Origin of the sequence: Afipia carboxidovorans OM5 (assembly GCF_000218565.1) — a bacterium.
Classification (GTDB): Bacteria; Pseudomonadota; Alphaproteobacteria; order Rhizobiales; family Xanthobacteraceae; genus Afipia; species Afipia carboxidovorans.
In genome coordinates this window covers 1,114,260-1,139,664 of sequence record NC_015684.1, presented here as the reverse complement: position 1 = coordinate 1,139,664, position 25,405 = coordinate 1,114,260, and the positions used below count along the sequence as shown (strand labels likewise).

At 62.9% G+C, this 25,405-nt stretch carries 26 protein-coding genes and 1 riboswitch; of the genes, 14 read left to right on the top strand and 12 right to left on the bottom strand.

Annotation, left to right across the window (positions count from 1 at the left end; translation table 11 throughout):
• Nucleotides 1-374: 374 nt before the first annotated feature.
• Both OCA5_RS05390 and OCA5_RS05385 read right to left on the bottom strand, forming a co-directional pair.
• Nucleotides 375-1,859 (bottom strand): hypothetical protein, encoded by a 1,485-nt coding sequence (locus OCA5_RS05390; protein WP_013912919.1) that lies wholly within the window; start codon nucleotides 1,857-1,859, stop codon nucleotides 375-377.
• Nucleotides 1,856-3,334 carry a hypothetical protein gene (locus tag OCA5_RS05385; protein WP_012564161.1) on the bottom strand — a complete coding sequence of 493 codons (1,479 nt, stop codon included), beginning with the start codon at nucleotides 3,332-3,334 and terminating at the stop codon, nucleotides 1,856-1,858. The genes OCA5_RS05390 and OCA5_RS05385 overlap by 4 nt, the downstream gene beginning before the upstream one ends.
• Nucleotides 3,335-3,503: 169 nt before the next feature.
• Nucleotides 3,504-3,613: riboswitch (TPP riboswitch) on the top strand.
• Between OCA5_RS05385 and thiO the strand changes: the two genes are divergently transcribed.
• The 7 genes from thiO (at nucleotide 3,602) to OCA5_RS05350 (ending at nucleotide 9,545) form a co-directional block, all read left to right on the top strand.
• Nucleotides 3,602-4,651: a glycine oxidase ThiO gene (gene thiO / locus OCA5_RS05380; protein ID WP_012564162.1), complete on the top strand. Its 1,050-nt coding sequence runs from the start codon at nucleotides 3,602-3,604 to the stop codon at nucleotides 4,649-4,651. It overlaps the preceding riboswitch by 12 nt.
• Nucleotides 4,642-4,839, top strand: coding sequence for a sulfur carrier protein ThiS (gene thiS / locus OCA5_RS05375; protein ID WP_012564163.1), 198 nt, complete (start codon nucleotides 4,642-4,644; stop codon nucleotides 4,837-4,839). The genes thiO and thiS overlap by 10 nt, the downstream gene beginning before the upstream one ends.
• Nucleotides 4,840-5,008: 169 nt before the next feature.
• On the top strand, nucleotides 5,009-5,797 hold the full coding sequence (locus OCA5_RS05370) for a thiazole synthase (RefSeq protein ID WP_012564164.1): 789 nt from the start codon (nucleotides 5,009-5,011) through the stop codon (nucleotides 5,795-5,797).
• Nucleotides 5,784-6,392, top strand: a complete 609-nt coding sequence (locus OCA5_RS05365; RefSeq protein ID WP_012564165.1) for a thiamine phosphate synthase — start codon at nucleotides 5,784-5,786, stop codon at nucleotides 6,390-6,392. Before OCA5_RS05370 ends, OCA5_RS05365 begins: the two co-directional genes overlap by 14 nt.
• Nucleotides 6,393-6,542: 150 nt before the next feature.
• Nucleotides 6,543-8,441, top strand: coding sequence for a phosphomethylpyrimidine synthase ThiC (gene thiC, locus OCA5_RS05360; protein ID WP_012564167.1), 1,899 nt, complete (start codon nucleotides 6,543-6,545; stop codon nucleotides 8,439-8,441).
• Nucleotides 8,442-8,689: 248 nt separating this feature from the next.
• On the top strand, nucleotides 8,690-8,899 hold the full coding sequence (locus OCA5_RS05355; RefSeq protein WP_012564168.1) for a hypothetical protein: 210 nt from the start codon (nucleotides 8,690-8,692) through the stop codon (nucleotides 8,897-8,899).
• A gap of 373 nt (nucleotides 8,900-9,272) precedes the next feature.
• The gene (locus tag OCA5_RS05350) at nucleotides 9,273-9,545 is read left to right on the top strand and encodes a helix-turn-helix domain-containing protein (protein ID WP_012564169.1); all 273 of its coding nucleotides are present in this window, start codon (nucleotides 9,273-9,275) and stop codon (nucleotides 9,543-9,545) included.
• An 81-nt stretch (nucleotides 9,546-9,626) separates the two neighbouring features.
• Here the strand turns inward: OCA5_RS05350 and OCA5_RS05345 are convergent, their stop codons facing one another.
• A complete protein-coding gene (locus OCA5_RS05345; RefSeq protein WP_012564170.1) occupies nucleotides 9,627-10,673 on the bottom strand; it encodes a linear amide C-N hydrolase in 1,047 nt (348 codons plus the stop codon).
• Between the two features lie 174 nt (nucleotides 10,674-10,847).
• Here OCA5_RS05345 and OCA5_RS05340 point away from each other — a divergent pair, with 174 nt between their 5' ends.
• Nucleotides 10,848-11,906 carry an alpha/beta fold hydrolase gene (locus tag OCA5_RS05340; protein ID WP_012564172.1) on the top strand — a complete coding sequence of 353 codons (1,059 nt, stop codon included), beginning with the start codon at nucleotides 10,848-10,850 and terminating at the stop codon, nucleotides 11,904-11,906.
• Nucleotides 11,907-12,109: 203 nt separating this feature from the next.
• Nucleotides 12,110-12,811: a YoaK family protein gene (locus tag OCA5_RS05335; RefSeq protein WP_012564173.1), complete on the top strand. Its 702-nt coding sequence runs from the start codon at nucleotides 12,110-12,112 to the stop codon at nucleotides 12,809-12,811.
• 263 nt (nucleotides 12,812-13,074) lie between these two features.
• Here OCA5_RS05335 and bfr read toward each other — a convergent pair whose 3' ends face one another.
• On the bottom strand, nucleotides 13,075-13,575 hold the full coding sequence (bfr, locus tag OCA5_RS05330; protein ID WP_012564174.1) for a bacterioferritin: 501 nt from the start codon (nucleotides 13,573-13,575) through the stop codon (nucleotides 13,075-13,077).
• A gap of 140 nt (nucleotides 13,576-13,715) precedes the next feature.
• The gene (locus tag OCA5_RS05325; protein WP_013912916.1) at nucleotides 13,716-13,985 is read right to left on the bottom strand and encodes a (2Fe-2S)-binding protein; all 270 of its coding nucleotides are present in this window, start codon (nucleotides 13,983-13,985) and stop codon (nucleotides 13,716-13,718) included.
• Between the two features lie 350 nt (nucleotides 13,986-14,335).
• Here OCA5_RS05325 and OCA5_RS05320 point away from each other — a divergent pair, with 350 nt between their 5' ends.
• The 3 genes from OCA5_RS05320 (at nucleotide 14,336) to OCA5_RS05310 (ending at nucleotide 15,539) form a co-directional block, all read left to right on the top strand.
• Entirely contained in the window at nucleotides 14,336-14,692 is a 357-nt protein-coding gene (locus tag OCA5_RS05320; protein WP_012564176.1) for a hypothetical protein, read from the top strand.
• A gap of 184 nt (nucleotides 14,693-14,876) precedes the next feature.
• Nucleotides 14,877-15,161 (top strand): hypothetical protein, encoded by a 285-nt coding sequence (locus tag OCA5_RS05315; protein WP_012564177.1) that lies wholly within the window; start codon nucleotides 14,877-14,879, stop codon nucleotides 15,159-15,161.
• 144 nt (nucleotides 15,162-15,305) lie between these two features.
• Complete coding sequence (locus tag OCA5_RS05310) at nucleotides 15,306-15,539, top strand: hypothetical protein (protein WP_244396083.1); 234 nt, start codon at nucleotides 15,306-15,308, stop codon at nucleotides 15,537-15,539.
• 31 nt (nucleotides 15,540-15,570) lie between these two features.
• Here the strand turns inward: OCA5_RS05310 and OCA5_RS05305 are convergent, their stop codons facing one another.
• From OCA5_RS05305 to ettA, 4 genes are all read right to left on the bottom strand, one after another.
• The gene (locus tag OCA5_RS05305) at nucleotides 15,571-16,761 is read right to left on the bottom strand and encodes a lytic murein transglycosylase (RefSeq protein WP_244396202.1); all 1,191 of its coding nucleotides are present in this window, start codon (nucleotides 16,759-16,761) and stop codon (nucleotides 15,571-15,573) included.
• 123 nt (nucleotides 16,762-16,884) lie between these two features.
• Nucleotides 16,885-17,469 (bottom strand): TIGR00645 family protein, encoded by a 585-nt coding sequence (locus OCA5_RS05300; RefSeq protein WP_012564180.1) that lies wholly within the window; start codon nucleotides 17,467-17,469, stop codon nucleotides 16,885-16,887.
• 166 nt (nucleotides 17,470-17,635) lie between these two features.
• Nucleotides 17,636-18,406, bottom strand: a complete 771-nt coding sequence (gene tam / locus OCA5_RS05295) for a trans-aconitate 2-methyltransferase (protein WP_012564181.1) — start codon at nucleotides 18,404-18,406, stop codon at nucleotides 17,636-17,638.
• Between the two features lie 17 nt (nucleotides 18,407-18,423).
• Complete coding sequence (ettA, locus tag OCA5_RS05290; RefSeq protein ID WP_012564182.1) at nucleotides 18,424-20,073, bottom strand: energy-dependent translational throttle protein EttA; 1,650 nt, start codon at nucleotides 20,071-20,073, stop codon at nucleotides 18,424-18,426.
• A gap of 462 nt (nucleotides 20,074-20,535) precedes the next feature.
• Between ettA and gdhA the strand changes: the two genes are divergently transcribed.
• Nucleotides 20,536-21,879 carry an NADP-specific glutamate dehydrogenase gene (gene gdhA, locus OCA5_RS05285; protein WP_012564183.1) on the top strand — a complete coding sequence of 448 codons (1,344 nt, stop codon included), beginning with the start codon at nucleotides 20,536-20,538 and terminating at the stop codon, nucleotides 21,877-21,879.
• Between the two features lie 113 nt (nucleotides 21,880-21,992).
• Here the strand turns inward: gdhA and OCA5_RS05280 are convergent, their stop codons facing one another.
• On the bottom strand, nucleotides 21,993-23,156 hold the full coding sequence (locus OCA5_RS05280; protein ID WP_012564184.1) for a L,D-transpeptidase: 1,164 nt from the start codon (nucleotides 23,154-23,156) through the stop codon (nucleotides 21,993-21,995).
• Between the two features lie 332 nt (nucleotides 23,157-23,488).
• Here OCA5_RS05280 and OCA5_RS05275 point away from each other — a divergent pair, with 332 nt between their 5' ends.
• Complete coding sequence (locus OCA5_RS05275) at nucleotides 23,489-24,094, top strand: hypothetical protein (RefSeq protein WP_013912913.1); 606 nt, start codon at nucleotides 23,489-23,491, stop codon at nucleotides 24,092-24,094.
• Nucleotides 24,095-24,113: 19 nt separating this feature from the next.
• Here the strand turns inward: OCA5_RS05275 and sseA are convergent, their stop codons facing one another.
• Together sseA and OCA5_RS05265 are read right to left on the bottom strand one after the other, a co-directional pair.
• Nucleotides 24,114-24,968, bottom strand: a complete 855-nt coding sequence (sseA, locus tag OCA5_RS05270; RefSeq protein ID WP_012564186.1) for a 3-mercaptopyruvate sulfurtransferase — start codon at nucleotides 24,966-24,968, stop codon at nucleotides 24,114-24,116.
• 17 nt (nucleotides 24,969-24,985) lie between these two features.
• Nucleotides 24,986-25,402 (bottom strand): rhodanese-like domain-containing protein, encoded by a 417-nt coding sequence (locus OCA5_RS05265; protein WP_012564187.1) that lies wholly within the window; start codon nucleotides 25,400-25,402, stop codon nucleotides 24,986-24,988.
• Nucleotides 25,403-25,405 lie beyond the last annotated feature (3 nt).

Sequence of the window (25,405 nt, the reverse complement as noted above, 5' to 3'; positions counted from 1 at the left end):
ATGGCTCCGGTCCCTTCAGATGGCGCAATAACGCAAAATGGCTGAGAAAGTTTCAGACGCACGCGTATTGACATACGGCCATTCGACATACGGCCGCCGTCGCGCGGGCTTGGCGCGACGCAAGAATAAACGGTGAGGAAGCGAACGGTGAGAGACGTTCGTTGCTCGAAAGCTTGGCTGTCAGGATCAGCATGATTGGGCTGCCTTTCACTTGCTTCGTACCACGAGCATATAACGAATTTTCGACACGTTGAACGACGAAGTGACGCATTATCCCAAATTGTAATGTCCATGCTGCGCTGCGCACACACGAGAGCATAAAGCGCATGCGTAAACGCACGTGCGAAAATTGGTTTCCTTCTAAAAAGTGGTATTTAACGTCGATCTTTCAAGTCTTCCGCAGACTTGGGTGCAACGCGTTGATGCACCACGGCACGATCGTCAGCATAAATGCGCTGCCAACCGGGCAAACGATCCAGCAATTTTATTGCTGGTGTATTGGATGTCAGCAGCGTCGCATCAATGTCATAAGTGTTAAGCAGCGACAGGAACCCGCCGACATCTTTCAGCGCGAAAGCGTTGAGCGTATCGACAACAAATCGCTCGCCGTACAATTCGGCACGACCGTCGATGAATACCGGAATGTTCTGCGTGATGAGATAGCCGCCGAGCCCCGCTGTGTTGAGAACGCGACGCGGATGCTGCGCTTTCAACGCCTCAACCGCCGCAACGGGTGTGATTTTACTGTACGGAACCGGTGGGCGCGCGATAAGCGCCGCAACAACGACCGCGCATGTGACAAATATCAACGCGACAAGACTCCATCGTGACGATGGCTGTTGCGCGACCGGCGCGAGCTTCCATTGCGCAACCAGCGGCTTCGCGACGACGAGCGGCGCCAGCAGTGCGAAGATCTCGAAGTTGCGGCTGTGCGACAGCGCCATGTAAAGGAGGCCCGTGACCAGCAGCGCGCGCGGCAGCGATAGCGCCACGCCACGCATCAGCAGGCCGCCAAGGCAGACCATCACCGCGATCTCGAAGAATTCCGGCTCGGCAAAATTCGCAGGCAGCCATTCCGGAATCAGCGCCATCGCACTGCCGAGCGCGAGAATGTTTCGCGACGCGAGGATCGAGTTCCAGCCGTAAGGCGTGCAGCACGCGGCAATGAGCGTCGCAATGCCGAACAGAAACCATCGTATCAGCAGCGAGACGCGCGCGTCGGTGTCCGCTTCCCACATTGCGATCAACGCGAATGGCGCAACGAGCGCGATGCCGAACACAAAGCTGCCGTGCAGGTTGGCCCATAGCACCATCAAGGGAAGCAACAAGAGAGACGGCGCACGCCGCGCGTCCGCCGCCGAGGCGAGACCGGCCGCCCATGCCAGCGTCAGCGGCAGCACCAGTACATGCGGCCGGGCAAGGAAGTGCCCCATCGAGATCAGAACAACGACGAGCCCGATCAGCACGGCCTGCCGCGGCGCCAGCCATTGGCTCAACAGATAGACAAACAATCCGAACGTGACCGCGATCGGAAGTGCGGCCACGACAACCGGTCCGGCCCATCCTGCCGCGTTGTAGGACAGCGCATAGAGAACCTGCGCGAGCCACGAGGTCGAAATCCACGGCTCGCCGAGTTTGGTGAACGAGTAGACATCGACATGCGGCCACGCGCGATGATCGATGATCCATTGTCCGACCGCGATCTGCCAGTAGGTGTCGGCATCGTAGAGAAGGCGGCTCCCGCCGATGACGAGCAGCACGAATGCGCAGGCGCCGAACCACGCCCATGCCGGCGGCGCGATGCGCACGCGTGTTTCCGCGCCCTGTTCCCTCTCCGCGCTGGACATTGCCACGCTCATGGCTGCACCTCACCGGACGTGCGACTGGGATCGCGGACATGCACGACCGCAACGCCGTCGGCATGGACGCGCTTCCATCCCGGCAGGCGATCGAGCAGCGTCACCGCGGGCGTCGCGGGCGCAAGCAGTGTCGCATCGATGTTGTTATCCGAGAGCAGCGCAAGAAAGCGATCGACGTCGCGCAATTCCAGCGCGCGCAGATAATTCGTGTCAAACTCTTCGCCATAGAGTTCGGCGCGACCGTCGACGAACACCGGCACCTTGCGCCAGATCAGATAACCACCGAACGGCAGATCGTTGAGGACGCGCGTGGCGTGGTGCTGTTTCAGCGCATCGACCGCGACCGATGGCTGCGCTGCGAACGGCGTGAAGCGCAGGGCATACGCCGCCGTCGCGCCCACGCCCGCACATAACGCCACGAGAAGCGCCAGCATCACGGGTGAAGCGGATTTGCGCGGGGCTTGCGTATCCACCGCGATGACCGGGAAACGCGCAACCAGCCGCGCGGCGACAACGAGCGGCACGAGAAGCGCGAGCAGTTCGATGTTGCGCCGATGCGCCAGCGCCATGCCGACGAGGCCGAGCACGATCAGCGCGCGCGGCCATGCAAACGAGATGTTGCTGCACAGGAGGCCGATGATGAGGCCAAGCACGGCGATCTCGAATAGGCCGGAATGCCCGAAGTCGGCGGGCCGCCATTCGGAGATGATGTTCAGCAATCCGCCAAGGCCCAGAATCTGCGAGGCCGCGATGAACGAGCCCCAGCCATAGGGTGTCATGCAGGCGGCGAGAAGCGCACCGCATCCGAACGCCGCCCATTGCAACACAAGCCGCCCGCGCTGTGCCGCCGGCGCATTCCACAACGCGTCGAGACCGAACGCGCCCGCAATCGCGATACCGAACACGAAGCTGCCATGCAGGTTCGCCCACAGCGCGATCAGCACCAGCAATAACGGCGACGGCGCGCGCCCCGCTTCGCCCGCCTTCGACAACTCTGCCACCCACAGCACCATCACCGGCATGACGAGCACATGCGGCCGCGCCAGAAGATGCGGCATCGACAGCGCCAGCGCGCCAAGCGCGATAACGGCGGCGTAAACCGGCGCAACATATCGGCCGAGCGCACGCACCAGCAGACCTGTGGCCGCGGCAATCGCAGCAGCGGCGAGCGCCACCACGCCGCCCCAGCCGCCGAGCGCATAGGCCTGCGCATACAACACCTGCGAGAGCCACGACGAAGAGCGCCACGGCGCACCCGCGCGCGTGAACGAATAGATGTCGGCATACGGCATCGCACCGTGATCGATAATCGACTGGCCGACCGCGATCTGCCACAGCGTGTCGGAATCGTTGAGAAGCCCGTTGCCGCACGCCATCATCACAACGAAAGCGCCCGCGGACACCAGCGCCCACGCCGGTGCGCCCGCGCTGCCGCGCGGCGTAGACCTGATGTTCTCAAGCTGCGCCACGCTCATCGTTGACCCAGGGGTTCTCAAAGGGCTCAAGGCGAATTCCGCGCGCGGCCCCGCAACCGGAGCGCGCATCCGCCTGAAAACTACGGCAAGGCCGATAATTCCGGGTAAACTTGGCGTCAGCACTTACATCTAAAGTATTGACCCCCGGGGGTCGAAAGCCTATCGTTAATACCGTTCCGAGGGGGGCTCCGTCGCAGGAGCTGAGATACCGCGAGTGTGCGGTGACCCTTTGAACCTGATCCGGGTCATGCCGGCGAAGGGACAGGGATGTTACAGAATCCAGCGTCTTCCGACGCAACTCATCACATTCAGGACGCCGCCAATCGCCACATCACCATTGTGGGCGCAGGCGTTGCCGGTGCGTGGCAGGCGCTGTCGTTCGCCAAGGCGGGCTATAGCGTCAAGCTATTCGACCGCGATGACGCGGCAATGACGCACGCCACCAGCCACTTTGCCGGCGGCATGCTGGCGCCATGGTGCGAGCAGGAAACCTCGGAACCGGTGATCACCCGGCTCGGCACCCGCTCGCTCGATCTGTGGCGCACGGAACTGCCCGACACGCCGTTCAACGGCTCACTGGTCGTGGCGCATCCGCGCGACCGTGCCGATTTCGAACATTTCGCCCGCATCACCAGCGAATACGAGCGGCTCGATGGCGAGGCCATCGATAAGCTCGAACCCTCGCTCGAAGGCCGCTTCCGCGAAGCACTGTTCTTTCCGGCCGAAGGCCATGTCGAGCCGCGCCGCGTGCTGCCGCAACTGCACGACAAGATCACCAAGGCCGGTGGCGAAATCCGCTTCGGCTTCGAGTGCGCGCCGGATGCGCTCGCAAGCGATGGCGGCCTCGTCATCGATTGCCGCGGCATCGCCGCGCGCGACGCCGTCACCGACCTGCGCGGCGTGAAAGGCGAGATGATCATCGTCGAGACCGACGAGGTCTCGCTGTCGCGCCCGGTGCGGGTGATGCATCCGCGCTGGCCACTTTACGTCATCCCACGCGAGGATCATCGCTTCATGATCGGCGCGACCTCGATCGAGAGCGAGGACAATCGCGTCAGCGTGCGCTCCGCGCTTGAGCTGCTATCGGCCGCTTATGCGCTGCATCCGGCGTTCGGCGAGGCGCGCATTCTCGAAGTGGGCGCGGGGCTGCGCCCTGCCCTGCCCGACAACCTGCCGCGCATCACCGTCGACGGAAACAAGATTCGCGTCAACGGGTTGTACCGCCACGGCTTCCTGCTCTCGCCCGCACTGGCGGAACTGACGGTGAATTACGTCACGCGCGGCCTGATCGATAACGAGGTGATGCAATGTTCGTGACCGTGAACGGCGAGCGCCGCGAGATCAAGGCGACCCATGTCGCGGAGCTGCTGAACGAGCTCGACTATCAGGGCACGCATGTCGCGGTCGCGCTGAATTACGACGTCGTGCCGCGCACACGCTGGAGCGACACGCCGCTCAACGACAATGATCAGATCGAAATCCTCACGCCGCGGCAGGGAGGGTGAGAGTGATGGCGGTTCATAATCTTTCGTCATTGCGAGCCCCCTCCCCAACCCTCCCCCGCAAGCGGGAGAGGGAGCGTATCTCGTTCTTTCTTCACCTCTCCCGCTTGCGGGGGAGGTCGACGCGCAAAGCGCGGCGGGTGGGGGCATGGACTGTGCGCGGGAGCCAGATATGACCAAAGTGAAATTCTACGACAAGGAATTCTCCTCGCGTCTGCTGATCGGCACGGCACTGTATCCGTCGCCGAAGGTGATGCAGGACGCGATCCGCGCCTCGGGCGCAGGCATCGTCACCGTCTCGATCCGTCGCGAAATGGCGGGCGGCAAGACCGGCGATGCGTTCTGGTCGCTGATCCGCGAACTCGACGTCACCGTGCTGCCGAACACCGCGGGCTGCAAGACCGTGCGCGAGGCCGTCACCACCGCCAAGCTGGCGCGCGAGCTGTTCAACACCTCGTGGATCAAGCTCGAGGTGATCGCCGACAACGAGACGCTCCAGCCGGACGTCGTCGGCCTCGTCGAGGCGGCGGAAATTCTGGTGAAGGACGGCTTCCAGGTGTTCCCCTATTGCACCGAGGACCTGTCGGTGGCGCAGCGCCTTGTCGATGCCGGTTGCCGCGTGGTGATGCCATGGGCGGCGCCGATCGGTAGCGCGCGCGGCATCACCAACCGTGACTCGCTCAAGCTGTTGCGCGCACGCCTGCCCGACATCACGCTCGTGGTCGACGCCGGCATCGGCGCGCCGAGCCACGCCGCGCAGGCGCTCGAACTCGGCTTCGACGCCGTGCTGCTCAACACCGCCATCGCGAAGGCCGAGCGACCCGTCGAGATGGCGAGCGCCTTCCGCCTTGCGATTCAGGCCGGCCGCGCCGGCTTCGAGGCCGGGCTGATGGAAGCGCGCGACCTCGCCTCTCCTTCCACTCCAGTCGTTGGGACACCGTTCTGGCATGCCGTATCCTGATCGCTTCTATCCCGTCGTCGATAGCGTCGCCTGGCTGGCGCGCCTCGCCAAGCTCGGCGTCGGCACCGTGCAGTTGCGCACCAAGGAGCTTGACGACCCGCAGGCAAGTACCCTCGTGCGCGATGCGCTCGCGGCTGTCGCGGGCACACAGACCAAGCTCGTCGTCAACGATTACTGGCGCGCGGCGATCGATCACGGCGCGCAGCATCTGCATCTCGGCCAGGAAGATCTCGTTGACGCCGACCTTGCCGCGATCCGCAAGGCGGGGCTGACGCTCGGCATTTCCACGCATGACGAGGAAGAACTCGCCATCGCGCTCAAAGCCAGGCCCGATTACATCGCGCTCGGCCCGATCTTCTTCACCACGCTGAAGGCGATGCGCTTCAAGCCGCAGGGCATTCCGCGCATCACCGAATGGAAGCGCGCGATCGGCACTATCCCGCTGGTTGCGATCGGCGGCATCAAGCTCGAACACGCCGCCGATGTGTTCGCGGCCGGTGCCGATTCCATCGCCGTCGTCAGCGACGTCACCCAGAACGCCGACCCCGATGCGCGCGTGCGCGCCTGGCTCGATGCCACGATGGAGACGGCGTGATGAGAGAGCTTCTGATCCCATCATTCCGGAGCGCGAGCAACGCGAGCGCATCCGGAATCTCGCTCAACGAATTCCAACTTCAAGATTCCGGATCGGTTCGCGCTGCGAACCGTCCGGAATGACAAGCAGAGAGTTAACAGGAGAGACGCCATGAACATCCGTTCCAACCCAGACACGACGCTCCCCGCCGTCACCACCGGCCCGTTGCCGTCCTCCCGCAAGATTTTCTCGACGCCTGAAGCCGCGCCGGATCTGCGTGTGCCGCTGCGCGAGATCATCCTCACCGAAGGCGCGGGCGAGCCGAACCTGCCGGTCTACGATACGTCCGGTCCCTACACCGACCCGGCCGTCGTCATCGACGTCAACGCCGGTCTTCCCCGCACCCGCATGGCGTGGGTGAAGGAGCGCGGCGGCATCGAGGAATATGAAGGCCGCGAGATCAAGCCGGAAGACAACGGCAATGTCGGCGCGAGCCACGCGGCCGCGGCCTTCAAGGCGCATCACAAGCCGGTGCGCGGCGTCGGCGATGCGCCGATCACCCAGCTCGAGTTCGCCCGCGCGGGCATCATCACCAAGGAGATGATCTACGTCGCCGAGCGCGAGAACATCGGCCGCAAGCAGCAGCTCGAGCGCGCAGAAGCCGCGCTCAAGGACGGCGAGAGCTTCGGCGCGGATATCCCCGCATTCATCACGCCGGAGTTCGTGCGCAGCGAGATCGCGCGCGGCCGCGCCATCATTCCGTGCAACATCAACCACGCCGAACTCGAGCCGATGATCATCGGCCGCAACTTCCTCACCAAGATCAACGCCAACATCGGCAACTCCGCCGTCACCTCCTCCGTCGAGGAAGAAGTCGACAAGATGGTGTGGGCGATTCGTTGGGGCGCCGACACGGTGATGGACCTGTCGACCGGCCGCAACATCCACACCACGCGCGAGTGGATTTTGCGCAACGCGCCGATTCCGATCGGCACTGTGCCGATCTATCAGGCACTGGAGAAGTGCGAAGGCGACCCGGTCAAGCTGACCTGGGAGCTTTATCGCGACACGCTGGTCGAACAGTGCGAACAGGGCGTCGACTATTTCACCATCCACGCCGGCGTGCGCCTGCCCTACATCCACCTCACCGCCAACCGCGTCACCGGCATCGTCTCGCGCGGCGGCTCGATCATGGCGAAGTGGTGCCTTGCCCATCACAAGGAGAGCTTCCTCTACACCCACTTCGAGGAAATCTGCGACCTGATGCGCAAGTACGACGTGTCGTTCTCGCTCGGCGACGGTCTGCGCCCGGGCTCGATCGCCGACGCCAACGACCGCGCGCAGTTCGCCGAACTCGAGACGCTCGGCGAACTCACCCAGATCGCCTGGAAGAAGGGCTGCCAGGTCATGATCGAAGGCCCCGGCCACGTGCCGATGCACAAGATCAAGATCAACATGGACAAGCAGCTCAAGGAGTGCGGCGAAGCGCCGTTCTATACGCTTGGACCGCTGACGACCGACATCGCGCCGGGCTACGATCACATCACCTCCGGCATCGGTGCGGCAATGATCGGCTGGTTCGGCTGTGCGATGCTCTGCTACGTCACGCCGAAGGAGCATCTCGGCCTGCCGAACCGCAACGACGTCAAGACCGGTGTGATCACCTACAAGATCTCGGCACATGCCTCCGATCTCGCCAAGGGTCACCCGGCCGCGCAACTGCGTGACGATGCGCTGTCGCGGGCACGGTTCGACTTCCGCTGGGAGGATCAGTTCAACCTCGGACTCGATCCCGACACCGCGATGGCGTTCCACGACGAAACGCTGCCGAAGGAAGCACACAAGGTCGCGCATTTCTGCTCGATGTGTGGGCCGAAGTTCTGCTCGATGAAGATCACGCAGGACGTGCGCGACTACGCCGCCACGCTGAACGATCCCGAAGCGGTCGGCCTGCCGCACGCCGGCACCGCCGAGGAAGGCATGGCGCAGATGTCCAAGAAGTTCATGGACATGGGCGGCAACGTCTACGTCGAGGCCGACTCCGTGAAGGAGAGCAACAAGGCGTTGTAAGGCGTCGGCGTTTCTCTCACATCATCCCGGGTTCGCCCGGGTTGCATCTAAAAACCAAAGGCCGGGTGAAAGCCCGGCCTTTTTCGCTAACAGCGCCGCGCGATGCAGCTCACCACACAATGCGGGAGCATCGTGCAACCTTTCCGCGCGATCCGGCTTTGCTATACGGCGCGCGTGCGCGTGTCCCGCCATCAACCTCCGTGCCAACCCCTTCAGGTGCCGCGATGAAAATAACGAAGCCCGTTTACATGTCCGCTCTCATTGCGCTTGTCGCGCTGGTAGCCGCTGCCAGCACCACGACAAGCGACGCCGCCGGCACGCGGGAGCAGCGCCGCGCCTGTCGTGCGGACGCCATGAAGTTTTGCCGGGACCACGTTCCCAACGTCAAACGCATCACCGCCTGCATGGAAAAGAACATCGCGAAACTCAGTCCGGCGTGCCGGGCACAATTCCGATAGTTCGCAGGATCTGAGCGAATCGAGCAATGGCGCTTCGCCTCACCGCCGCACGATCTTTTCCCTCATTGATGAAAGGCCCGACGACCACGCGGCCTTTTCTATCGCCCGTTTATATCGTGTCGCTGGCAACAACAGAGCCACGGCCAAAGCCTAACACCATACCTCTCCGCAAAAGCCTTTGAAGCGATACGTTTTTCCGCGTAGCCACGGTCTCGCCACAAGGTTCCGCGGCGGTTCCAATTTGTCAGTTGTGATAATGGGTTAGCCCGCATTTTAAGGCTTTGTTAACCACCCGCGCCGACCCTTGAGAGCGGGGATTGGGGCTCATCTCTTCCACTCCGGCTGAGGAAGCCGGGCAGCATCGGAGGTACCGATGAACCAGACACCACTCCAGCCGCTGGAGTTTCCGGCACGGCCGCCAGTCGCACCGGGGCGCGTCGTCCCGCTCCTGATCGGCGCAACGGTTGGCGAGATCGAACGCGAACTCGTGCTGCAAACGCTGGCACGCTGCAGCGGCAACCGTACGCAGGCCGCGCTCATGCTTGGCATGTCGATCCGCACGCTCCGCAACAAGATCCGGCAATACACCGCCCACGGAATCGATGTGCCGGGACCGAACGCGGATGCACTGGGCCGGGCTAGCTGAGCATTGATTGTTTCGCGCCGTAACCTGCGGCGCGAAACGACATATTGAGCGATCATCGCAGCGCTCATGCTTCGGCAGTCGCTAGAATGGCGCCTTGGTCTTCTTGAATTTGGACGTGACGTTGCCGGCGAGCGCGATGTCATCCGGGTCAAGCGCCATCACCGGTGCGCCGGATTTGAGATCGAACTTCATCAGGTCGGCCCAGATCACGTTCGGCGATGTCGTCAGCTCGAAGAAATACCAGCGCTTTCCGAGATCCATCGCCGTCCGGTATTCGGTGTTGTAGATGCCGAAATCCTTGTAGGGCGCGCCGAACGGCACGGAGACGTTGCGCGCGATCGCGAGCACGCCCGCAATGGCTTCCCGGTCGCTCTTCGGCTCCGGCAGCATCGAGGCATAATAAGTCGCCCGCTGGAAGCGATCCTGCGCGTTAACGTTTCCCGGCAGCGGCATCGTGCTCGACGGCTTGGAGAAATCCTGCTGCTTCAGCAACGCCAGTTGCTCGTCGTATTTCGGATCGTTCGTCATGATCGTGTACTGGCGGCCGTGGTGAATGAGCGGCTTGCCGTCGACATATTCAACGATGGCGGAATCGCCACTCGCATCCTCCATCGCAAGATGCACGGTGGCCTTGCGACCGCGCGCCTCGGCCATCACGATCTGGACCTTCTCCAGAATCTTCAGTGCCTCATCGACGCTCGCCGCATTGTCGAGAACATATTGTCCCCACAGGCCAGCATGGATGCCCGGCTTGCTGGCGTCGCGCGGGCCAAAATCGGTCGCGTTGAGGTAGAGCAGATGAATGCCGACGCCTTTCTCGTTGATGCCATCGACGGCGCCCAATCCATAAACCGTGGTGACGAGGCTGCCGTACTTCGCTGTCCACTTCGCGGGATTGTCCTGAAAGGCCTTGTCCGGGCCGCGGCCGATGGCGGCCCCGTCACGCTTCGTGCCGCGCGGAAACACCACGAGCTTCGGCTCGGTGCTTTCGGGCCAGTCCATGGTCCGGCTGGCGAATGTCGACAGCTTGTTGTCGTTCCAGAGAATGCGCGTGCAGGCGTCGGAATTCCGGATCAGCAGGATCGATGCGGCTACGCACACCGATGCGATGAAGAGTTGCTTTTTCATCAAAATCTCCCTTGCTCCGTGCCTGCGATCCATCGATTAAACGCGGCGGCACTGCATCCGCCTAGCGATTTATTCCCTCGCCTTCTCACAAAAATCTCACCTCATTCGATATTGATGCCATGTTAGCGTTCTCGCCGAGCGGCCCGGCAAGCGGCCGCCCTGGGGAGAAACATCATGAACCTGTTTCACGCCTGTCTCGCAATGACCATTGCCACTGTCCTTTCCGCCGGCACCGCTGCAGCCGCGGATTATCCCGTACCGAAGCAAGGCGATTTCATCGCCATGGATTTCAAATTCCACACCGGCGAAACCATGCCGGAGTTGAAGCTGCATTACACCACCGTCGGCGAGCCGACCGGGCAACCGGTGCTGGTGCTGCACGGCTCGGGCGGCAGCGCGCTGACGATGCTGACGCCGGGCTTCGCCGGTGAGCTGTTCGGCCCCGGCCAACCGCTCGACGCCACGAAATATTTCATCATCATTCCGGACGGCATCGGCCACGGCAAATCCGCAAAACCGTCCGACGGCATGAAGACCGCGTTCCCGAAATACAATTACGAGGACATGGTCGAAGCGCAATATCGCCTCGTCACCGAAGCGCTCGGCGTCAAGCACCTGCGGCTGATCATCGGCAATTCGATGGGCGGCATGCACGCCTGGCTGTGGGGCGCGAAGTATCCGACGTTCATGGATGCGCTGGTACCGATGGCCTCGCAGCCGACCGAGATGGCAGCACGCAACTGGCTGTTGCGCCGCGCGATGCTGGAGACGATCCGCAACGATCCCGGCTACATGAACGGCAACTACACGACGCAGCCGCCGATGATCAAATATGCGGTCGCGGCGTTCGGCCTCGCCTCGGCGGGCGGCACGCTCAATTATCAGACGCTGGCACCGACGGCCGAGAAGGCTGACAAGATTTACGACGCGCGCATCAACGGGCCCTTCCACGCCGATGCCAACGACTTCGTCTATCAGTGGGATGCCTCGCACGATTTCAATCCGTCCGCCGGGCTCGACAAGATCGTGGCGCCCGTGCTGCTCATCAATGCGGCCGACGACGAACGCAATCCGCCGGAGACCGGCGTGACGGAAGCCGCAATGAAGCGCGTGAAGAACGGCAAGATCTATCTTATTCCGGCGAGCACGCAGACGCGCGGCCACCAGACCACCGGCAATGCGAAGTTCTACAGCGCGCAGCTTCGCGACTTCATCGCCGCCACAGCGAAGTGAGGGACAAGCCTCTCGCCTCTAAGGCTGCGCCGCTGCTGCAAACAACGTCCTCATGACTACTAAAGCCCCGGCCCCGCGCCGGGGCTTTGGTATCCTGCTCGGGATAACCACGCCTCGAGGCCACGCCCCGTGCGCGCAGCGTCTTGCCGGAATCATCGGGCTCGGCATAGTTCGAGACAGACGGGCTTCCGGCGAGGTGCATCTTGATCAAATATCTGACCCACCCGCTCACCATCGCGATCCTGCTCGCGTTCAACGGCGGGGTCGTCGACACCGCCGGCTTCCTCGGCCTGCACGGGCTGTTCGTCGCTCACGTCACCGGCAACTTCGTCACCATGGGCGCCGCGATCATCGGCGGCGGTCAGGGCTTCATCGGCAAACTCGCGGCGTTGCCGGAGTTCGTGTTGGTGGTGGCGCTTGCCCGCCTCGCCGGCACCGGAATGCGGCGGCTGGACTGGCCAGCGATGCGCATCCTGTTCGTGACGAACATCCTGCTTCTCATCCTGTTTACCGGCCTTGCGATCTGGTACGGCCCGTTCGCCGATGGCGATACGCCGATTGCGTTGCTCACAAGCGCGGCGGGCGTCGCGGCGATGGCGATGCAGACGGCGGTGCAGCGCGTTCATCTGGCTGACATGCCGCCCTCGACCATGATGACGGGCTCGACCGTGCAGGCAACGCTCGACGCGGTCGATCTCCTGACCCGCGCCCATCCCGAGCAGCAGGCCGCGACCAGCGCGCGCCTTCGCCGCCTGTCCAGCACCATCGCTGCGTTCGCCTGCGGCTGCGCGATCTCGGCGGTGCTGTTCTCCTATGTCGGGTTCTGGTGCCTCTTGCTCTCCGTGGTCGTCGCGATCTGCGCCACCGACCTGCAATCTTCTCGTCACCTTGAGGCGAGCCGCTAGAGCAGGTTTGCTTTAGACAAGACGAAATCAGCGGCCCGTCATGCCCGGCTTTATGCCGGGCATCCACGTCTTTAGAATTTCAGCAAAGAAAGGCGTGGATGGCCGGGACATAAGGGCGTTCACGCCCGTCTTCGACGGGCTATGCCCGGCCATGACGAAACAGAGTTCCGTCAAAACACATCCAGCTCCAGATGCAAATTGCCCCGCAACGGCAGTGCCGGTGCGGGGCAAGAAACCATGACCTTGAGCGGTCGCGGGATCGACTAGCCTTCTTCCGGCGGATTGTCGTCGCCGATGTGGCCGATGTGGCGCTGTTCGTAGAGCTGCAGGCCAACCCGCTCGACAAGGTCAAGCTGGGTCTCGAGGAAGTCGATATGGCCTTCCTCGTCCTTCATCAGCGACTCGAACAGGTCGCGCGAGACGTAGTCCTTGACGCTGTGGCAGTAGGTGGCGGCCTCCTGATAGAGATCGCGCGCGCTGTGCTCGGCGGCGAGATCGCACTCCAGAACTTCCTTGACGTTCTGGCCGATCCGCAACGGATCGAGCACCTGCATGTTCGGGAAACCGTCGAGGAACAGGATGCGATCGGTGAAGCGATCGGCGTGGTGCATCTCCTCGATCGACTCCTTGCGCCACTGCTTGGCGAGTTCCTTCAGGCCCCAGTGGTTGAGAAGGCGGAAGTGCAGCCAATACTGATTGATGGCGGTGAGTTCACTCCGCAGTCCCTTGTTCAGATAGTCGATAACCTTCGGATCACCCTTCATAGCCATCTGCGCTCCGTGAAATGGGCTGGAAATCTAATTTAGAACGTTTCTAAATGAGATTTGGCGCAAGAGCAAGCCCTCGCCGGGAGCATGGATGAAACGTGAGAATTGCGTGTGGAGAAATCCGGAAAACGTCGCGCTCAGGCGGCGACGTCGATCTTCGCTTCTGCAGCGGAATCAATGGCTTCCGAGTGCGCTGCGGCATGCGGACACGCCGAGCAGCAGCCACCTTCGCAAGCGGCCAGAGCCTCGTTCATGATCTTACGGATGGTGCGGGCACAACGGCCACACTGGGCGCTGCAGCCAAGGCAGCCATAGACCTGCCCCGTCGTCCGAGGAGGCTGCTTTGCATCGGTGACGACACCGCGAACATCGTGGTCGCTCAACACATTGCAGGAACAGACAATCATCAGCACCAACATTGCGAAAGAGAAGGTGCTTATTGATATGTCACCCGCCTCGCCGGATGCAAAAGCAAAAGGGCCACTTTCTAGCTATTCCAAACTGAGGCGAATCGGACACGGCCTTACCGAGACACCTCGACGGCGGAGGGCTGTGCAGAACCCTGCACGTTCCCCGATCAACACTTCTGACCGAGTGTTACGGCGTTTCGCCACCGTCCTTAAAAGCAAACAATATCAAATATTTATATCGATCTGAACAAACCCGAAGAAACTTGCTTAAGACTATGATCGCAATTTCGTCACATAGCCCACGTACGTCGCAGCGCAACCTAATCACGCACATGCGAACGAGGATCATGCGGAAGCTTCCGATTGCCATTATCGTTGCCCTGATGTCGATGAGCGCCCCCGTCGTCGCACAGGATGCATCGGCCAAGCCCGCGAAGGTTTCCACGCTGCGTGCCGCCATTAGTGAGGTCGCGATCATCCGCTGCCGCGCCGCACTTAAGCTCAAGGCGGAACAGGAAAAATACTGGCCGGCGGTTGCCGCCGCGCTTCGCACCCTGTCGCGTCAGCCGATCACCGAGGAAGCCGTCCGTCGCGCCGCCCCTGCGGTCACGCCACTCCTCGAGACGCTCGACGATCGTCAGCGCGCGGTTGCGATGCAATTCGCCCAGCGCGCCGGGTTCAGCCAGTACGCGGCGCTGTTCTAAGTCGCTCTCATCACAGTTTCCGATCCTTCCAAATCCGGGCCCTGCGCCCGGATTTTTGCTGCGAGGCAAGGAAGTTCATGGCAGAAAACAGGCGCGCCCGTTCAGACTTCATTTAATGCGCTCGTGCAACCTTCCAGGCGCGGTGACCGTTGTCCGGGCCGTTCACACTTCGAAAGGTGAAGCCATGAAGAAGATGTTTCTGGCAGCCGCGGCGGCCGCCGTTCTTGCAGCAGCAAGCGTTGTGGCGCCGGCGCCGGCGAATGCGCGTAACGGCGGTGCCGTTGCAGCAGGCGTTCTCGGCGGTCTTGCCGCTGGTGCCATTATCGGCAGCGCTGCTGCCTCTGCCCCTCCTCCGTACTATTACGGCCCCGGCCCGGCCTACGTCGCCGGCCCGCCCTGCTACTGGCGCCGTGAGCGTTTCTGGGACGGCTATGGTTGGCGTGTCCGTCGCGTCCAGATCTGCGATTAAGTCGTATCGCGACGCTTAAGACTTTGATCACCAAACCCCGACCGGCTGGCCCGCCGGTCGGGGTTTTGCGATTCTCTTTAAGCTTTTGCTCCTTAAGCTTTTGGCTCTTTGATAAAGCGACCAACCGGCCAGCTTGAGGAGACGATGATGAAAGCCCCCTGCGCGCTGTCCCTCGCGGCGATGATGCTCGGCGCCTTTGGTGCCTTCGCCATCGTGCAGCCCGCGACGGCCGCAGATATGCCCGCCGATCGCGCGCCCGTGGTCAAACGCATCCCGCACGCGCATGGCCGTGTTATCGTGCGCGGCTGCCGCCTCGGCACCGAACGACTCTGGGACGGTTACGGCTGGTATGTGCGCGACATCCAGGTTTGCAGATAAACCCGACTATCTCGCACGATAGATTTTTTAGTCAGCGTCCGGCCCGCATCGCGCGCAGCACTTCTTCGCTCGGCCAGCAATCGACCTTGATGCCTGCTCTCTTCTGATACGCACCAAGCGCCGCGCGGGTTTTCATCCCGGCCTTGCCGTCGATCTTGTCGCTGTACAGACGCAATTCCGTCAGCCGCCGCTGCATCGCCTCGACCGAAATCGTGCGAAGCTGGTGCGAGGCCGACCATGGCGTCTCGAACGACGCGCCGCCAGCCATGCGGTCGGCGAGATGGCCAACGAACAGCACGTAGAGATCGGAGAAATTGTATTCCTTGATGACGAAGTAGTTCTGCGTGGTCAGAAAGGACGGGCCGTAGATGCCCTCCGGCTGCAACAGCGATGCGCTTTGCGCCTGCTCGGCCGCGCTCAGGCGCAGACCGCGCGCCGGCACAAAGCCTTCCTGCAGCCATTGTCCGATCGGCTTGGTCACTTCCGGCACGCCCTGCGTGCAGTCGGCATTGCCCGGCGCGCGCACCTCGTAAGCCCACCGCACGCCACGCTGCCAGCCCTTGTTGACGAGTTGCTGCGCGGCGGAGGCAAGCGCATCCGGTACCGAATGCCAGAGGTCGACGCGGCCATCGCCATCGAAATCGACGCCATGCTTCGTCACCTCGGACGGCAGAAACTGCGTGAGGCCGACAGCGCCGCCCCATGACGCGCGCAAATCCTTGCGCGTCACCACGCCGCTTTGCAGGAGTTGCAACGCCGCGATCAGTTCGCCACGATACTGCTCCTTGCGGCGACCGACATAGGCCTGTGTCGCCAGCACACGCACCGCGTCATACGGCAGACGATGACGGCCGAAATCGGTTTCGCGGCCCCAGATCGCAAGAATGATCGGCCCCGGCACACCGAAGCGCTGTTCGATGGCGCGCAGCGTCGCAGCATGCTGCTGCATCAGCGTGCGACCGTGAGATGCAAGGCGAGCGATGCTTGCTTCCCGCAGATAGTCCGCCGGCACCTGAACGAATTCCGCCTGCGACGGCGCACCGGTTTTCGGCCGCCCCGGCAGCAACAGATCCGGCAGCTTATAGTCGGGCTCGAGCCCGCCGGTCTCGCGCGCGAACACGGCGCGTGAGACGCCGGCCTTTGCGGCTTCAGGCCATAGCGAGGAGATGAACTGCGTGAAGTCTGCGTCGGCGGCAGCGGCAGACGACGGCACAACCGTCATTGCGAGGAGCAAAGCGACGAAGCAATCCACCCCTCGCCTGAGAACCAACCGAACTGGATTGCTTCGCTTCGCTCGCAATAACGATTCCTTTCGCGTTTAGCTGCGCGCTATCCCGCTGCTGCCTCAATGGCCGTGCGCGCCCTCCTCCTCGAGGCTGGAGGAAATGCGGTCGACATAGGCGATGCCGATGGCCGAGAGAATGAAGACGACGTGGATGATGGTCTGCCACATCACGCCCTCAGACGTATAGGTGGTGGTGCGTCCGACGCCGCCGAGATTGCCGGCCTCAATGAAAGTGCGCAGCAGGTGGATCGAGGAGATGCCGATGATCGCCATCGCGAGCTTGATCTTGAGCACACTGGCGTTGACATGGCTCAGCCATTCCGGCTCGTCCGGATGGCCCTGCAGATTGAGCCGCGACACGAACGTCTCGTAGCCGCCGACGATCACCATCACCAGAAGGTTCGAGATCATCACCACGTCGATCAGGCTCAGCACCACCAGCATGATCTGTTGCTCGGAAAAATCGAACGAGTGCTGGATGAGGTGCCACAGTTCTTTCAGGAACAGGATGGCGTAGACACACTGCGCGACAATCAATCCAACGTAGAGCGGCAACTGCAGCCAACGCGATCCGAAGATCAACATCGGGATCGGGCGCAGCGCCACGCCACGCGGGGGCAGCGGCGTTTCGGGGGTCATCGACATTGCGATCTCCACTATCCGGTCAAATGGCTTTTCGGATGGCGAGAATGTCCGATTCTGTCATGCCGCGCCGCAACGACGTTTAGCCGCAGAATGCTTTTTGTGCTGTCATCGTGACATCATACCGCCAGTGGAACCGGCTGGCTGCAGACGCTTGGTGTGAGATGCGTTAGCGCGTCAGCACGATGAAGAAGCGCGGAAACCGCAGCAGCACCTTACCGTCGATCCGCGGCGGATAAGCCTCCGCGATGCGGGCGGTGTAGGCTTCGAGGAATTCCTTGCGCTCGGGAAAGTCGAGCGGATCGAGGAAGGGACGCAGGCCCGTGCCCTTCACCCATTCGACGATCGCCGCAGCATCATCGAGCGCATGATGATAGACCGTGTGCCAGATATCGAGAGCGCGGCCGAGCGGGCGCAGCGCATCGTAATAGACGCTGGGATGCGGCAGCGCGGCCCGCGCCTCGGCCGCATGCGCAAGCTGCTTGCGGAATTGCGGAAGCTGCGCGACCTGACGCATCAGCGCATGCGAGGGCTGATCGAGATTGTCCGGCATCTGCACCGCGAGCACACCACCTTCCGGCAGTCCTTCGGCAAGGCGCTTGAATTGCGTCAGATGATCCGGCACCCACTGAAAGATTGCGTTGGCGAACAGGATATCGGTGCCCGCAGGCGGCACCCAATGCGCGACGTTCGCCTCGATAAACGTCGCATCCGGCAGCCGCTCGCGCGCCTGACGCAGCATATCGGCCGAGGTATCGATGCCGATGATCTTCGCCTGCGGCCAGCGCCGCGCCAGAAGCTCGGTGGAATTACCGGGGCCGCAGCCGATATCGGCAATCTGCCGTGCCTCAAGCCGCGGAATCTGCGCGAGCAAATCGCGCGCCGGCCGGGTGCGCTCATCCTCGAACTTCAGATACTGCTCCGCGCTCCAGTCGGCCATGCCGTACCCTTATCACGTCACCGCGTCAGCTTCTTGTACTTTACGCGGTGCGGGATCGCAGCATCCTGTCCCAAGCGGCGCAGCTTATCCTTTTCGTAATCCTGGAAGTTGCCCTCGAACCATTCGACATGGCTGTCGCCCTCGAAGGCCAGCATGTGGGTGGCGATGCGGTCGAGGAACCAGCGATCGTGGCTGATGATGACAGCGCAGCCGGCGAAATCCTCCAGCGCTTCTTCCAGCGCGCGCAGCGTATCGACGTCGAGATCGTTGGTCGGCTCGTCGAGCAGCAGCACGTTGGCGCCGGACTTCAGCATCTTGGCGAGATGCACGCGGTTGCGTTCACCGCCCGACAGCGCGCCGACCTTCTTCTGCTGGTCCGCGCCCTTGAAGTTGAACGCCGAGCAATAGCCGCGCGAGTTCACTTCCTTCTTGCCGAGGAGGATCTGGTCGTTGCCGCCGGAGATTTCCTCCCACACGGTCTTTTTGCCGTCGAGCGCGTCGCGCGACTGATCGACATAACCAAGATGCACCGTTTCACCGATAGTGATGGTGCCCGCATCCGGCTTCTCCTGCCCGGTGATCATCTTGAACAGCGTGGACTTGCCCGCGCCGTTGGCGCCGATCACGCCGACGATGCCGCCCGGCGGCAGCTTGAAGGTGAGGTTGTCGATCAATAGGCGATCACCGAAGCCTTTGGTCAGGCCCTCGAAGTCGATGACGTTGTTGCCGAGACGCTCGGCCACCGGAATGATGATCTGCGCAGTCTGGGTCTGCTTCTCGCTCGCCTGCTTGAGCAACTCGTCATAGCGTTGATAACGCGCCTTGGACTTGGCCTGACGCGCCTTCGGCGAGGACGCGATCCACTCCTGTTCGCGCGCCAGCGTCTTCTGATGCGCGGCGTCCTCGCGGCCTTCCTGCTCGAGCCGCTTCTGCTTCTGCACCAGCCACGAGGAATAGTTGCCCTCGTAGGGAATGCCGCGGCCGCGATCGAGCTCGAGAATCCAGCCGGTGACATTGTCGAGGAAGTAGCGATCGTGGGTGACGATCAGGATCGCGCCGGGATAGTTGCGCAGATGGCCTTCGAGCCACGACACGCTTTCCGCGTCGAGATGGTTGGTCGGCTCGTCGAGCAGCAACAATTCAGGCTGGTCGAGCAACAGGCGGCACAGCGCGACACGGCGGCGCTCGCCGCCCGAGAGCTTGGTGACGTCGGCATCGTCCGGCGGACAACGCAGCGCGTCCATCGCCTGATCGACCTTGCTGTCGAGATCCCACAGGCCGGCGGCCTCGATCTCGTCCTGCAGCTTGGTCATCTCGTCGGCGGTCTCGTCGGAATAGTTCATCGCCAGTTCGTTGTAGCGATCGAGGATCGCTTTCTGCTTGGCGACGCCTTCCATGACGTTCTCGCGCACGGTCTTGCTGGCGTCGAGCTGCGGCTCCTGCTCGAGGTAGCCGACGCGCGCACCTTCCGCGACCCAAGCCTCGCCGCTGTAGTCCTTGTCGATCCCCGCCATGATCTTGAGCAGCGTCGACTTGCCGGCGCCGTTGACGCCGAGCACGCCGATCTTGGCGTCGGGGTAGAACGACAGATGAATATTATCGAGCACCTTGCGGGTGGGGTAAGCCTTGGTCAGGCCCTGCATGAAATAGACGAACTGACGCGCCATCTTGATCCTGTCTGAAGACCGAACTGTGCGGGGATTTTGCTTGCTGTGATGTAGCCACGACGGCAGGAAAGGGCAACCATCCCGCTCCATGACGCAAGCATCGCGTGCGTTTCACCGGATCGGCCTGATTTTGAGGGCTTGCCTGCACGCATAAACGCTTGCGCCATGCGCATTCCGGCTGCGATATTCCGGCCCTGCGCTGGCCGGGCCCTCCCCGGCGACGCGGCGCTCCGGGGGCCTGTTTCTCCCGAAATTCGACATTTCCGTCACATCTTTCGAGATTCCGACGGAATGCCCGCCAAATGCCCGCGATGAACGGCCAAGTTTCGGTCAGGTTATTGACGGTCCCGCGGCGTCCACTTACCACTTCGGGGCAAACGACAGCACCCAGCCACCACCAGACCCCCTCTCCCATGGCGGCTGCATATTGTTGTGCCCGTATAACGACAGGTGAAGGATTAAATGCTCGACGAAAAGCTTCAGCCGATTTTTGCCGAAGTGCTGCGCCGCAACCCAGGCGAAGAGGAATTTCATCAGGCCGTTCGTGAGGTGCTCGACAGCGTCGGCGCCGTCATCGCCAAACACCCGCATTACGCAGAAGACGCGCTGATCGAGCGCATCTGCGAGCCCGAGCGGCAGATCATCTTCCGCGTGCCGTGGACCGACGACAAAGGCAAGATCCACATCAACCGCGGCTTCCGCGTCCAGTTCAACTCGGCGCTCGGCCCGTTCAAGGGCGGCATCCGCTTCCACCCGACGGTCTATCTTGGCACGATCAAATTCCTGGGTTTCGAGCAGACCTTCAAGAACGCATTGACCGGCATGCCGATCGGCGGCGGCAAGGGCGGCTCGGACTTCGATCCGAAGGGCCGCTCCGATCGCGAGATCATGCGCTTCTGCCAGTCCTTCATCACCGAATTGTATCGCCACCTCGGCGAGTACACCGACGTGCCGGCGGGCGACATCGGCGTCGGCGGGCGGGAAATCGGCTACATGTTCGGCCATTACAAGCGCATCACCAATCGCTACGAATCCGGCGTGCTGACCGGCAAGGGTCTGGCCTGGGGCGGCTCGCAGGTGCGCACGGAAGCGACGGGCTACGGCGCCACCTACTTCGTGCAGCGCATGCTGGAGACCCGCGGTCAGGGCTTCGACGGCAAGAAGGTCGTCGTCTCGGGCTCGGGCAACGTCGCGATCTACACCATGGAAAAGATCATGGAGCTCGGCGGCAAGATCGTCGCGTGCTCGGATTCCAGCGGTTACGTCGTCGACCAGTCCGGCATCGACCTGCCTCTCCTCAAGGAGATCAAGGAAAAGAACCGCGCCCGCATCTCCGAGTACGCCAAGGCGAAGGGCAGCAGCGCGACCTTCATCGCCAACGGCCGGGTGTGGGACGTGCCTGCCGACGTGGCAATGCCCTCGGCGACGCAGAACGAGCTCAACGGTCAGGACGCCCAGACCCTGCTCAAGAACGGCCTCATCGCCGTGGGCGAAGGCGCCAACATGCCGTCTACGCCGGAAGCCGTCCGCAAATTCCTCGATGCGGGCATCCTGTTCGCACCGGGCAAGGCGGCCAACGCCGGCGGCGTCGCGACCAGCGCGTTAGAGATGCAGCAGAACGCCTCGCGCGATTCGTGGACCTTCGAGGCGACCGAGAAGCGCCTCGAGACCATCATGCACAACATCCATGATCGTTGTGCCGAGATGGCCGAGACCTACGGCTCGCCCGGCAACTATGTGCTCGGCGCCAACGTCGCGGGCTTCATCCGTGTCGCCGAAGCGATGCGCGCGCTCGGCATCGTCTGAGTTCAGCTTCTTTTAGAGTTGCCCGGCACCCGCCGGACAGCCCTCAACCGCCAAACAAAAACGCCTCTCATCCGATCTGGATGAGAGGCGTTTTTTATTCTGCGATCGTCAGATCAGCGCACGTTCACCGGAGCGGGCAGCGGCGGCACGGCGGCCGGTCCCTGATTGGGAACGCCCATCGGTGCAGCTTGCGCGCCACCCGGCGCATGACCGGCAGCGGCCGGCGCGGCATTCGCCGACGGTCCGTAGCCTGCCGTATCGGCAGCGGGCTGTGCCGAAGCGGTCACCGACGGCGGCGGGCCACCGGGCAACACCACGACGCGGGTGCCGACCTTGACGCGCTCGAACAGATCCTCGACGTCCTCGTTCAGCATGCCGATGCAACCCGACGATACGAACTTGCCGATCGTGGACGGCTGGTTGGTGCCGTGGATGCGATACACGGTATTACCGAGATACATCGCGCGGGCACCGAGCGGGTTGCCGTCGCCACCGGCCATGAAGCGCGGCAGATAAGGCTGGCGCTCGATCATCTCTGGCGGCGGATGCCAATCGGGCCACTCGGCCTTGCGGGTGATCTTCTGGACACCGGCCCAGGTGAAACCGTCACGGCCGACGCGCACGCCATAGCGGACGGCCCGGCCGTTGCCGAGAATGTAATAGAGCTGGGTGTTCGCCGTATCGACGACGATGGTGCCGGCCGGCTCCTTGGTCTTGAAGTTGACCTCCTGACGGCGGAGGCGAGCGGGCAACTCCGGCCGCGGGCCGACTTCCGGCTGATCCTCAACCGGCAGCGCGGCGATCTGCACCGGCTGGCCATTGGCGCCAATCCGGCCCTGCTGCGGCATGCCGGCGGCATCGATTCCACCCGGCGGGCGGAGCGAACCGTCAGGGTTCTGCTGTTGCTGCGGCACGCCCTGACCACGATCGGAATAGAGCGGCGGCGCATCCGGCGGGCGGCCATAGCGCGGATCGTCCGGAGACAGAATCGGCCCCTGAGGTGCGGCCTGATAGGCAGGCGGTGCGGACGATGTCTGGTAGCCCTGCTGCGGCGGGCCGGCATCCTGGAAACCGGGAGCCGACAGCGACGCCCCGCCACGCGAGTCGTCGTGCAGCCGGTCGAAGTCCGGCATCCGGTTGTCCTGATAGCGGTTCGCTTCTGAATAGGGCGACTGCTGATAGCCAGGCGGCGGAGGATAATTCTGGGCCAGCGCAGTCGGAATTCCGGCCATGCTCGCTGCCAGCACCAGAAGGCTTGTCGAAAGGCGATTGGACATTGTGCCCCTATGATAGTGCGAAGCGGAAACCGCATCGTTAACGCCACATCGCCCACGATCACGGCGCATTCAAGACATGACGCAAAAAAAGCCCTCTGTGCTGACTTTTTTGCGACAGTTGGAACACAAAACCGCTATCCACCGCCATTTCAGGCCCGCCCGGGTTTTGCACGGCGCGCCGTGCAGCCTTTCGGCTATCCTTAGCTCGCCCTTGATTCGACGGTGGTTTCAGGCGTGCCCGGACGGAGGCCACGCTTTTCACCTGCCGCTGATTCAAGGCCAATGGCTCCGGCTCCTCTTTTGGGCCTCCCGAGGCAGGACACGATTGCACCATGCTCCCCGGATTCCGGCTTTTGGCGATCATCGTGGCCCTTTCGGCATCCACGCTGGTTTTCGGCCTGGGAACAGCGGCGGTGCTGCGCGCCACCCATGAGGAATTCGCCACCGCACCGTTGAAGAGCATGCAGGTGCCGCCTTCGAATTTCGTCGCCGAGACACCGACCCTCGCGCTGCTGCAGGTGGAGCCGCCGGCCGACCATGAGGCGCTCCCCGCCCCGCCGCCACCGATGGAAGCGCCGCCTGCTCAGGAGACCAAGGCAACCGAGCCCGAGGACGAATCGCTGCTCCCGCTGGTGATCATCTCCGATCCGCCATCGCCGCCGCTGACCGACGCTGTCGTCGAGCTTCCGCCGCAGTCCGAGGCCGCACCTGAGATCATACCGATCCCGGAGAGCAGGCCGCATACGCTGAAGCAGAAGGCAACGGTTCGCCACAGGCCGCGCGTTCGCCACCGGGCGCATCGCCATTACCGCCGCATCGTCCGGCCGCGCCCCGCGCCGCCGCCTCCGCCGCAGCCGAGCTTCTTCCCGCTGTTCGATCCGCCGTCCGCCACCACGGCGTCGACCGTCGCCACGACAGCGACATTCCCGCCGCGTTGATAATAACGGCGGCGAGCGATCAAGGCTTACCGGTCGCAACCGGCGGGCCATCGGGCAAGCCCCATTCCGCCCACGAGCCATCATAGAGCGCGCTGTCGACACCAAGCCGCGCCAAGGCCAGCGAGATCACGCCGGCGGTGACGCCCGAGCCGCAGGAGGTGACGATCGGCTTCGCTAAATCGGCGTGAGCCGACGCAAAGATCGTGCGCAACTCATCTACCGGGCGCAACGCGCCGGTTGCGGGATCAACCAGATCGGTGAAGGGTACATTGAGGCTGCCGGGAATACGCCCCGAGCGCCGCCCGGGCCAAGGCTCCGGCGCGGTGCCTTCATAACGCTCGCGCGAGCGCGCATCGATCACCTGCTCTCGGCGGCTGTCGAGATTCTGCTGCAACTCGCCGAGCGAGCGCACGCGCGCCTTGTCGAACTGCGCACGATACGTTTTCGGAGCAGGCATCACGGGATGATCGTCAACGGCGCCACCTTCAGCGAGCCATGTCTTCAAGCCGCCATCCAGCACACGGACACGATCATGGCCGAATACGCCGAACATCCACCAGGCGCGCGGCGCGCCCATGTAATCGCCGCGATCGTAGACGATGACAAGATCGTCATTGCCGATGCCAAGGTTGCCGACGTCGCGCGCGAACTGCTCCGGCGACGGCAGCATATGCGGCAGCGAACTCGACCGATCCGCGATGGCATCGACATCGAAGAACACCGCACCCGGAATGTGGCGCGCGGCATAATCCTCCGCCGTTGTCGGCGGGCGCATCGCCGGCATCCGATAGGACGCATCCATCACCTTCACGGCGGGATCGGCGAGATGCGCGCGCAGCCATTGCGCCGAGACCAGCGGATCGTTTGTCGTCATTGCTTGTCAATCCTCACTCACTCTTTCGGCTTGCGCGGCTCGACCTTCTCGATCGGTCCGCCCGCCTCACGCCACGCCGTGAAGCCGCCTTCGAGATGGGCGACCGGCTTCAGCCCCATGTCCTGCGCGGTCTTGGCGGCCAGCGCCGAGCGCCAGCCGGAGGCGCAGTGAAATACAAATTTCCTGTTCTGCTGAAACACCGGCTTGGCATAAGGGCTTTCGGGATCGATCCAGAATTCCAGCATGCCGCGCGGGCAATGGAAGGCGCCGGGGATGCGCCCTTCCCGCTCAAGCTCGCGCGGATCGCGCAGATCGACGATGACGAGATGATCGTCTTTCAACGCCGCCATCAGGTCCTTCGCCTTGATCGTCTCGACCTCGCGGTTCGCCTCTTCGAGCAGCGTCTTGATGCCGCGGTGGATCGTCTGAGCCATACA

Coding starts and splice junctions, on each gene's coding strand:
- sseA (WP_012564186.1), bottom strand. CDS start 24,968: ATGACGACAAACGATCCGCTGGTCTCGGCGCAATGGCTGCGCGCGCAT.
- OCA5_RS05275 (WP_013912913.1), top strand. CDS start 23,489: ATGCTCCCCGGATTCCGGCTTTTGGCGATCATCGTGGCCCTTTCGGCA.
- gdhA (WP_012564183.1), top strand. CDS start 20,536: ATGCTCGACGAAAAGCTTCAGCCGATTTTTGCCGAAGTGCTGCGCCGC.
- tam (WP_012564181.1), bottom strand. CDS start 18,406: ATGGCCGACTGGAGCGCGGAGCAGTATCTGAAGTTCGAGGATGAGCGC.
- OCA5_RS05310 (WP_244396083.1), top strand. CDS start 15,306: ATGATGAAAGCCCCCTGCGCGCTGTCCCTCGCGGCGATGATGCTCGGC.
- OCA5_RS05325 (WP_013912916.1), bottom strand. CDS start 13,985: ATGATTGTCTGTTCCTGCAATGTGTTGAGCGACCACGATGTTCGCGGT.
- OCA5_RS05305 (WP_244396202.1), bottom strand. CDS start 16,761: ATGACGGTTGTGCCGTCGTCTGCCGCTGCCGCCGACGCAGACTTCACG.
- OCA5_RS05350 (WP_012564169.1), top strand. CDS start 9,273: ATGAACCAGACACCACTCCAGCCGCTGGAGTTTCCGGCACGGCCGCCA.
- OCA5_RS05300 (WP_012564180.1), bottom strand. CDS start 17,469: ATGTCGATGACCCCCGAAACGCCGCTGCCCCCGCGTGGCGTGGCGCTG.
- OCA5_RS05345 (WP_012564170.1), bottom strand. CDS start 10,673: ATGAAAAAGCAACTCTTCATCGCATCGGTGTGCGTAGCCGCATCGATC.
- thiS (WP_012564163.1), top strand. CDS start 4,642: ATGTTCGTGACCGTGAACGGCGAGCGCCGCGAGATCAAGGCGACCCAT.
- OCA5_RS05340 (WP_012564172.1), top strand. CDS start 10,848: ATGAACCTGTTTCACGCCTGTCTCGCAATGACCATTGCCACTGTCCTT.
- OCA5_RS05370 (WP_012564164.1), top strand. CDS start 5,009: ATGACCAAAGTGAAATTCTACGACAAGGAATTCTCCTCGCGTCTGCTG.
- OCA5_RS05355 (WP_012564168.1), top strand. CDS start 8,690: ATGTCCGCTCTCATTGCGCTTGTCGCGCTGGTAGCCGCTGCCAGCACC.
- thiC (WP_012564167.1), top strand. CDS start 6,543: ATGAACATCCGTTCCAACCCAGACACGACGCTCCCCGCCGTCACCACC.
- bfr (WP_012564174.1), bottom strand. CDS start 13,575: ATGAAGGGTGATCCGAAGGTTATCGACTATCTGAACAAGGGACTGCGG.
- OCA5_RS05390 (WP_013912919.1), bottom strand. CDS start 1,859: ATGAGCGTGGCAATGTCCAGCGCGGAGAGGGAACAGGGCGCGGAAACA.
- OCA5_RS05320 (WP_012564176.1), top strand. CDS start 14,336: ATGCGGAAGCTTCCGATTGCCATTATCGTTGCCCTGATGTCGATGAGC.
- OCA5_RS05385 (WP_012564161.1), bottom strand. CDS start 3,334: ATGAGCGTGGCGCAGCTTGAGAACATCAGGTCTACGCCGCGCGGCAGC.
- OCA5_RS05365 (WP_012564165.1), top strand. CDS start 5,784: ATGCCGTATCCTGATCGCTTCTATCCCGTCGTCGATAGCGTCGCCTGG.
- ettA (WP_012564182.1), bottom strand. CDS start 20,073: ATGGCGCGTCAGTTCGTCTATTTCATGCAGGGCCTGACCAAGGCTTAC.
- OCA5_RS05315 (WP_012564177.1), top strand. CDS start 14,877: ATGAAGAAGATGTTTCTGGCAGCCGCGGCGGCCGCCGTTCTTGCAGCA.
- OCA5_RS05280 (WP_012564184.1), bottom strand. CDS start 23,156: ATGTCCAATCGCCTTTCGACAAGCCTTCTGGTGCTGGCAGCGAGCATG.
- OCA5_RS05265 (WP_012564187.1), bottom strand. CDS start 25,402: ATGGCTCAGACGATCCACCGCGGCATCAAGACGCTGCTCGAAGAGGCG.
- thiO (WP_012564162.1), top strand. CDS start 3,602: ATGTTACAGAATCCAGCGTCTTCCGACGCAACTCATCACATTCAGGAC.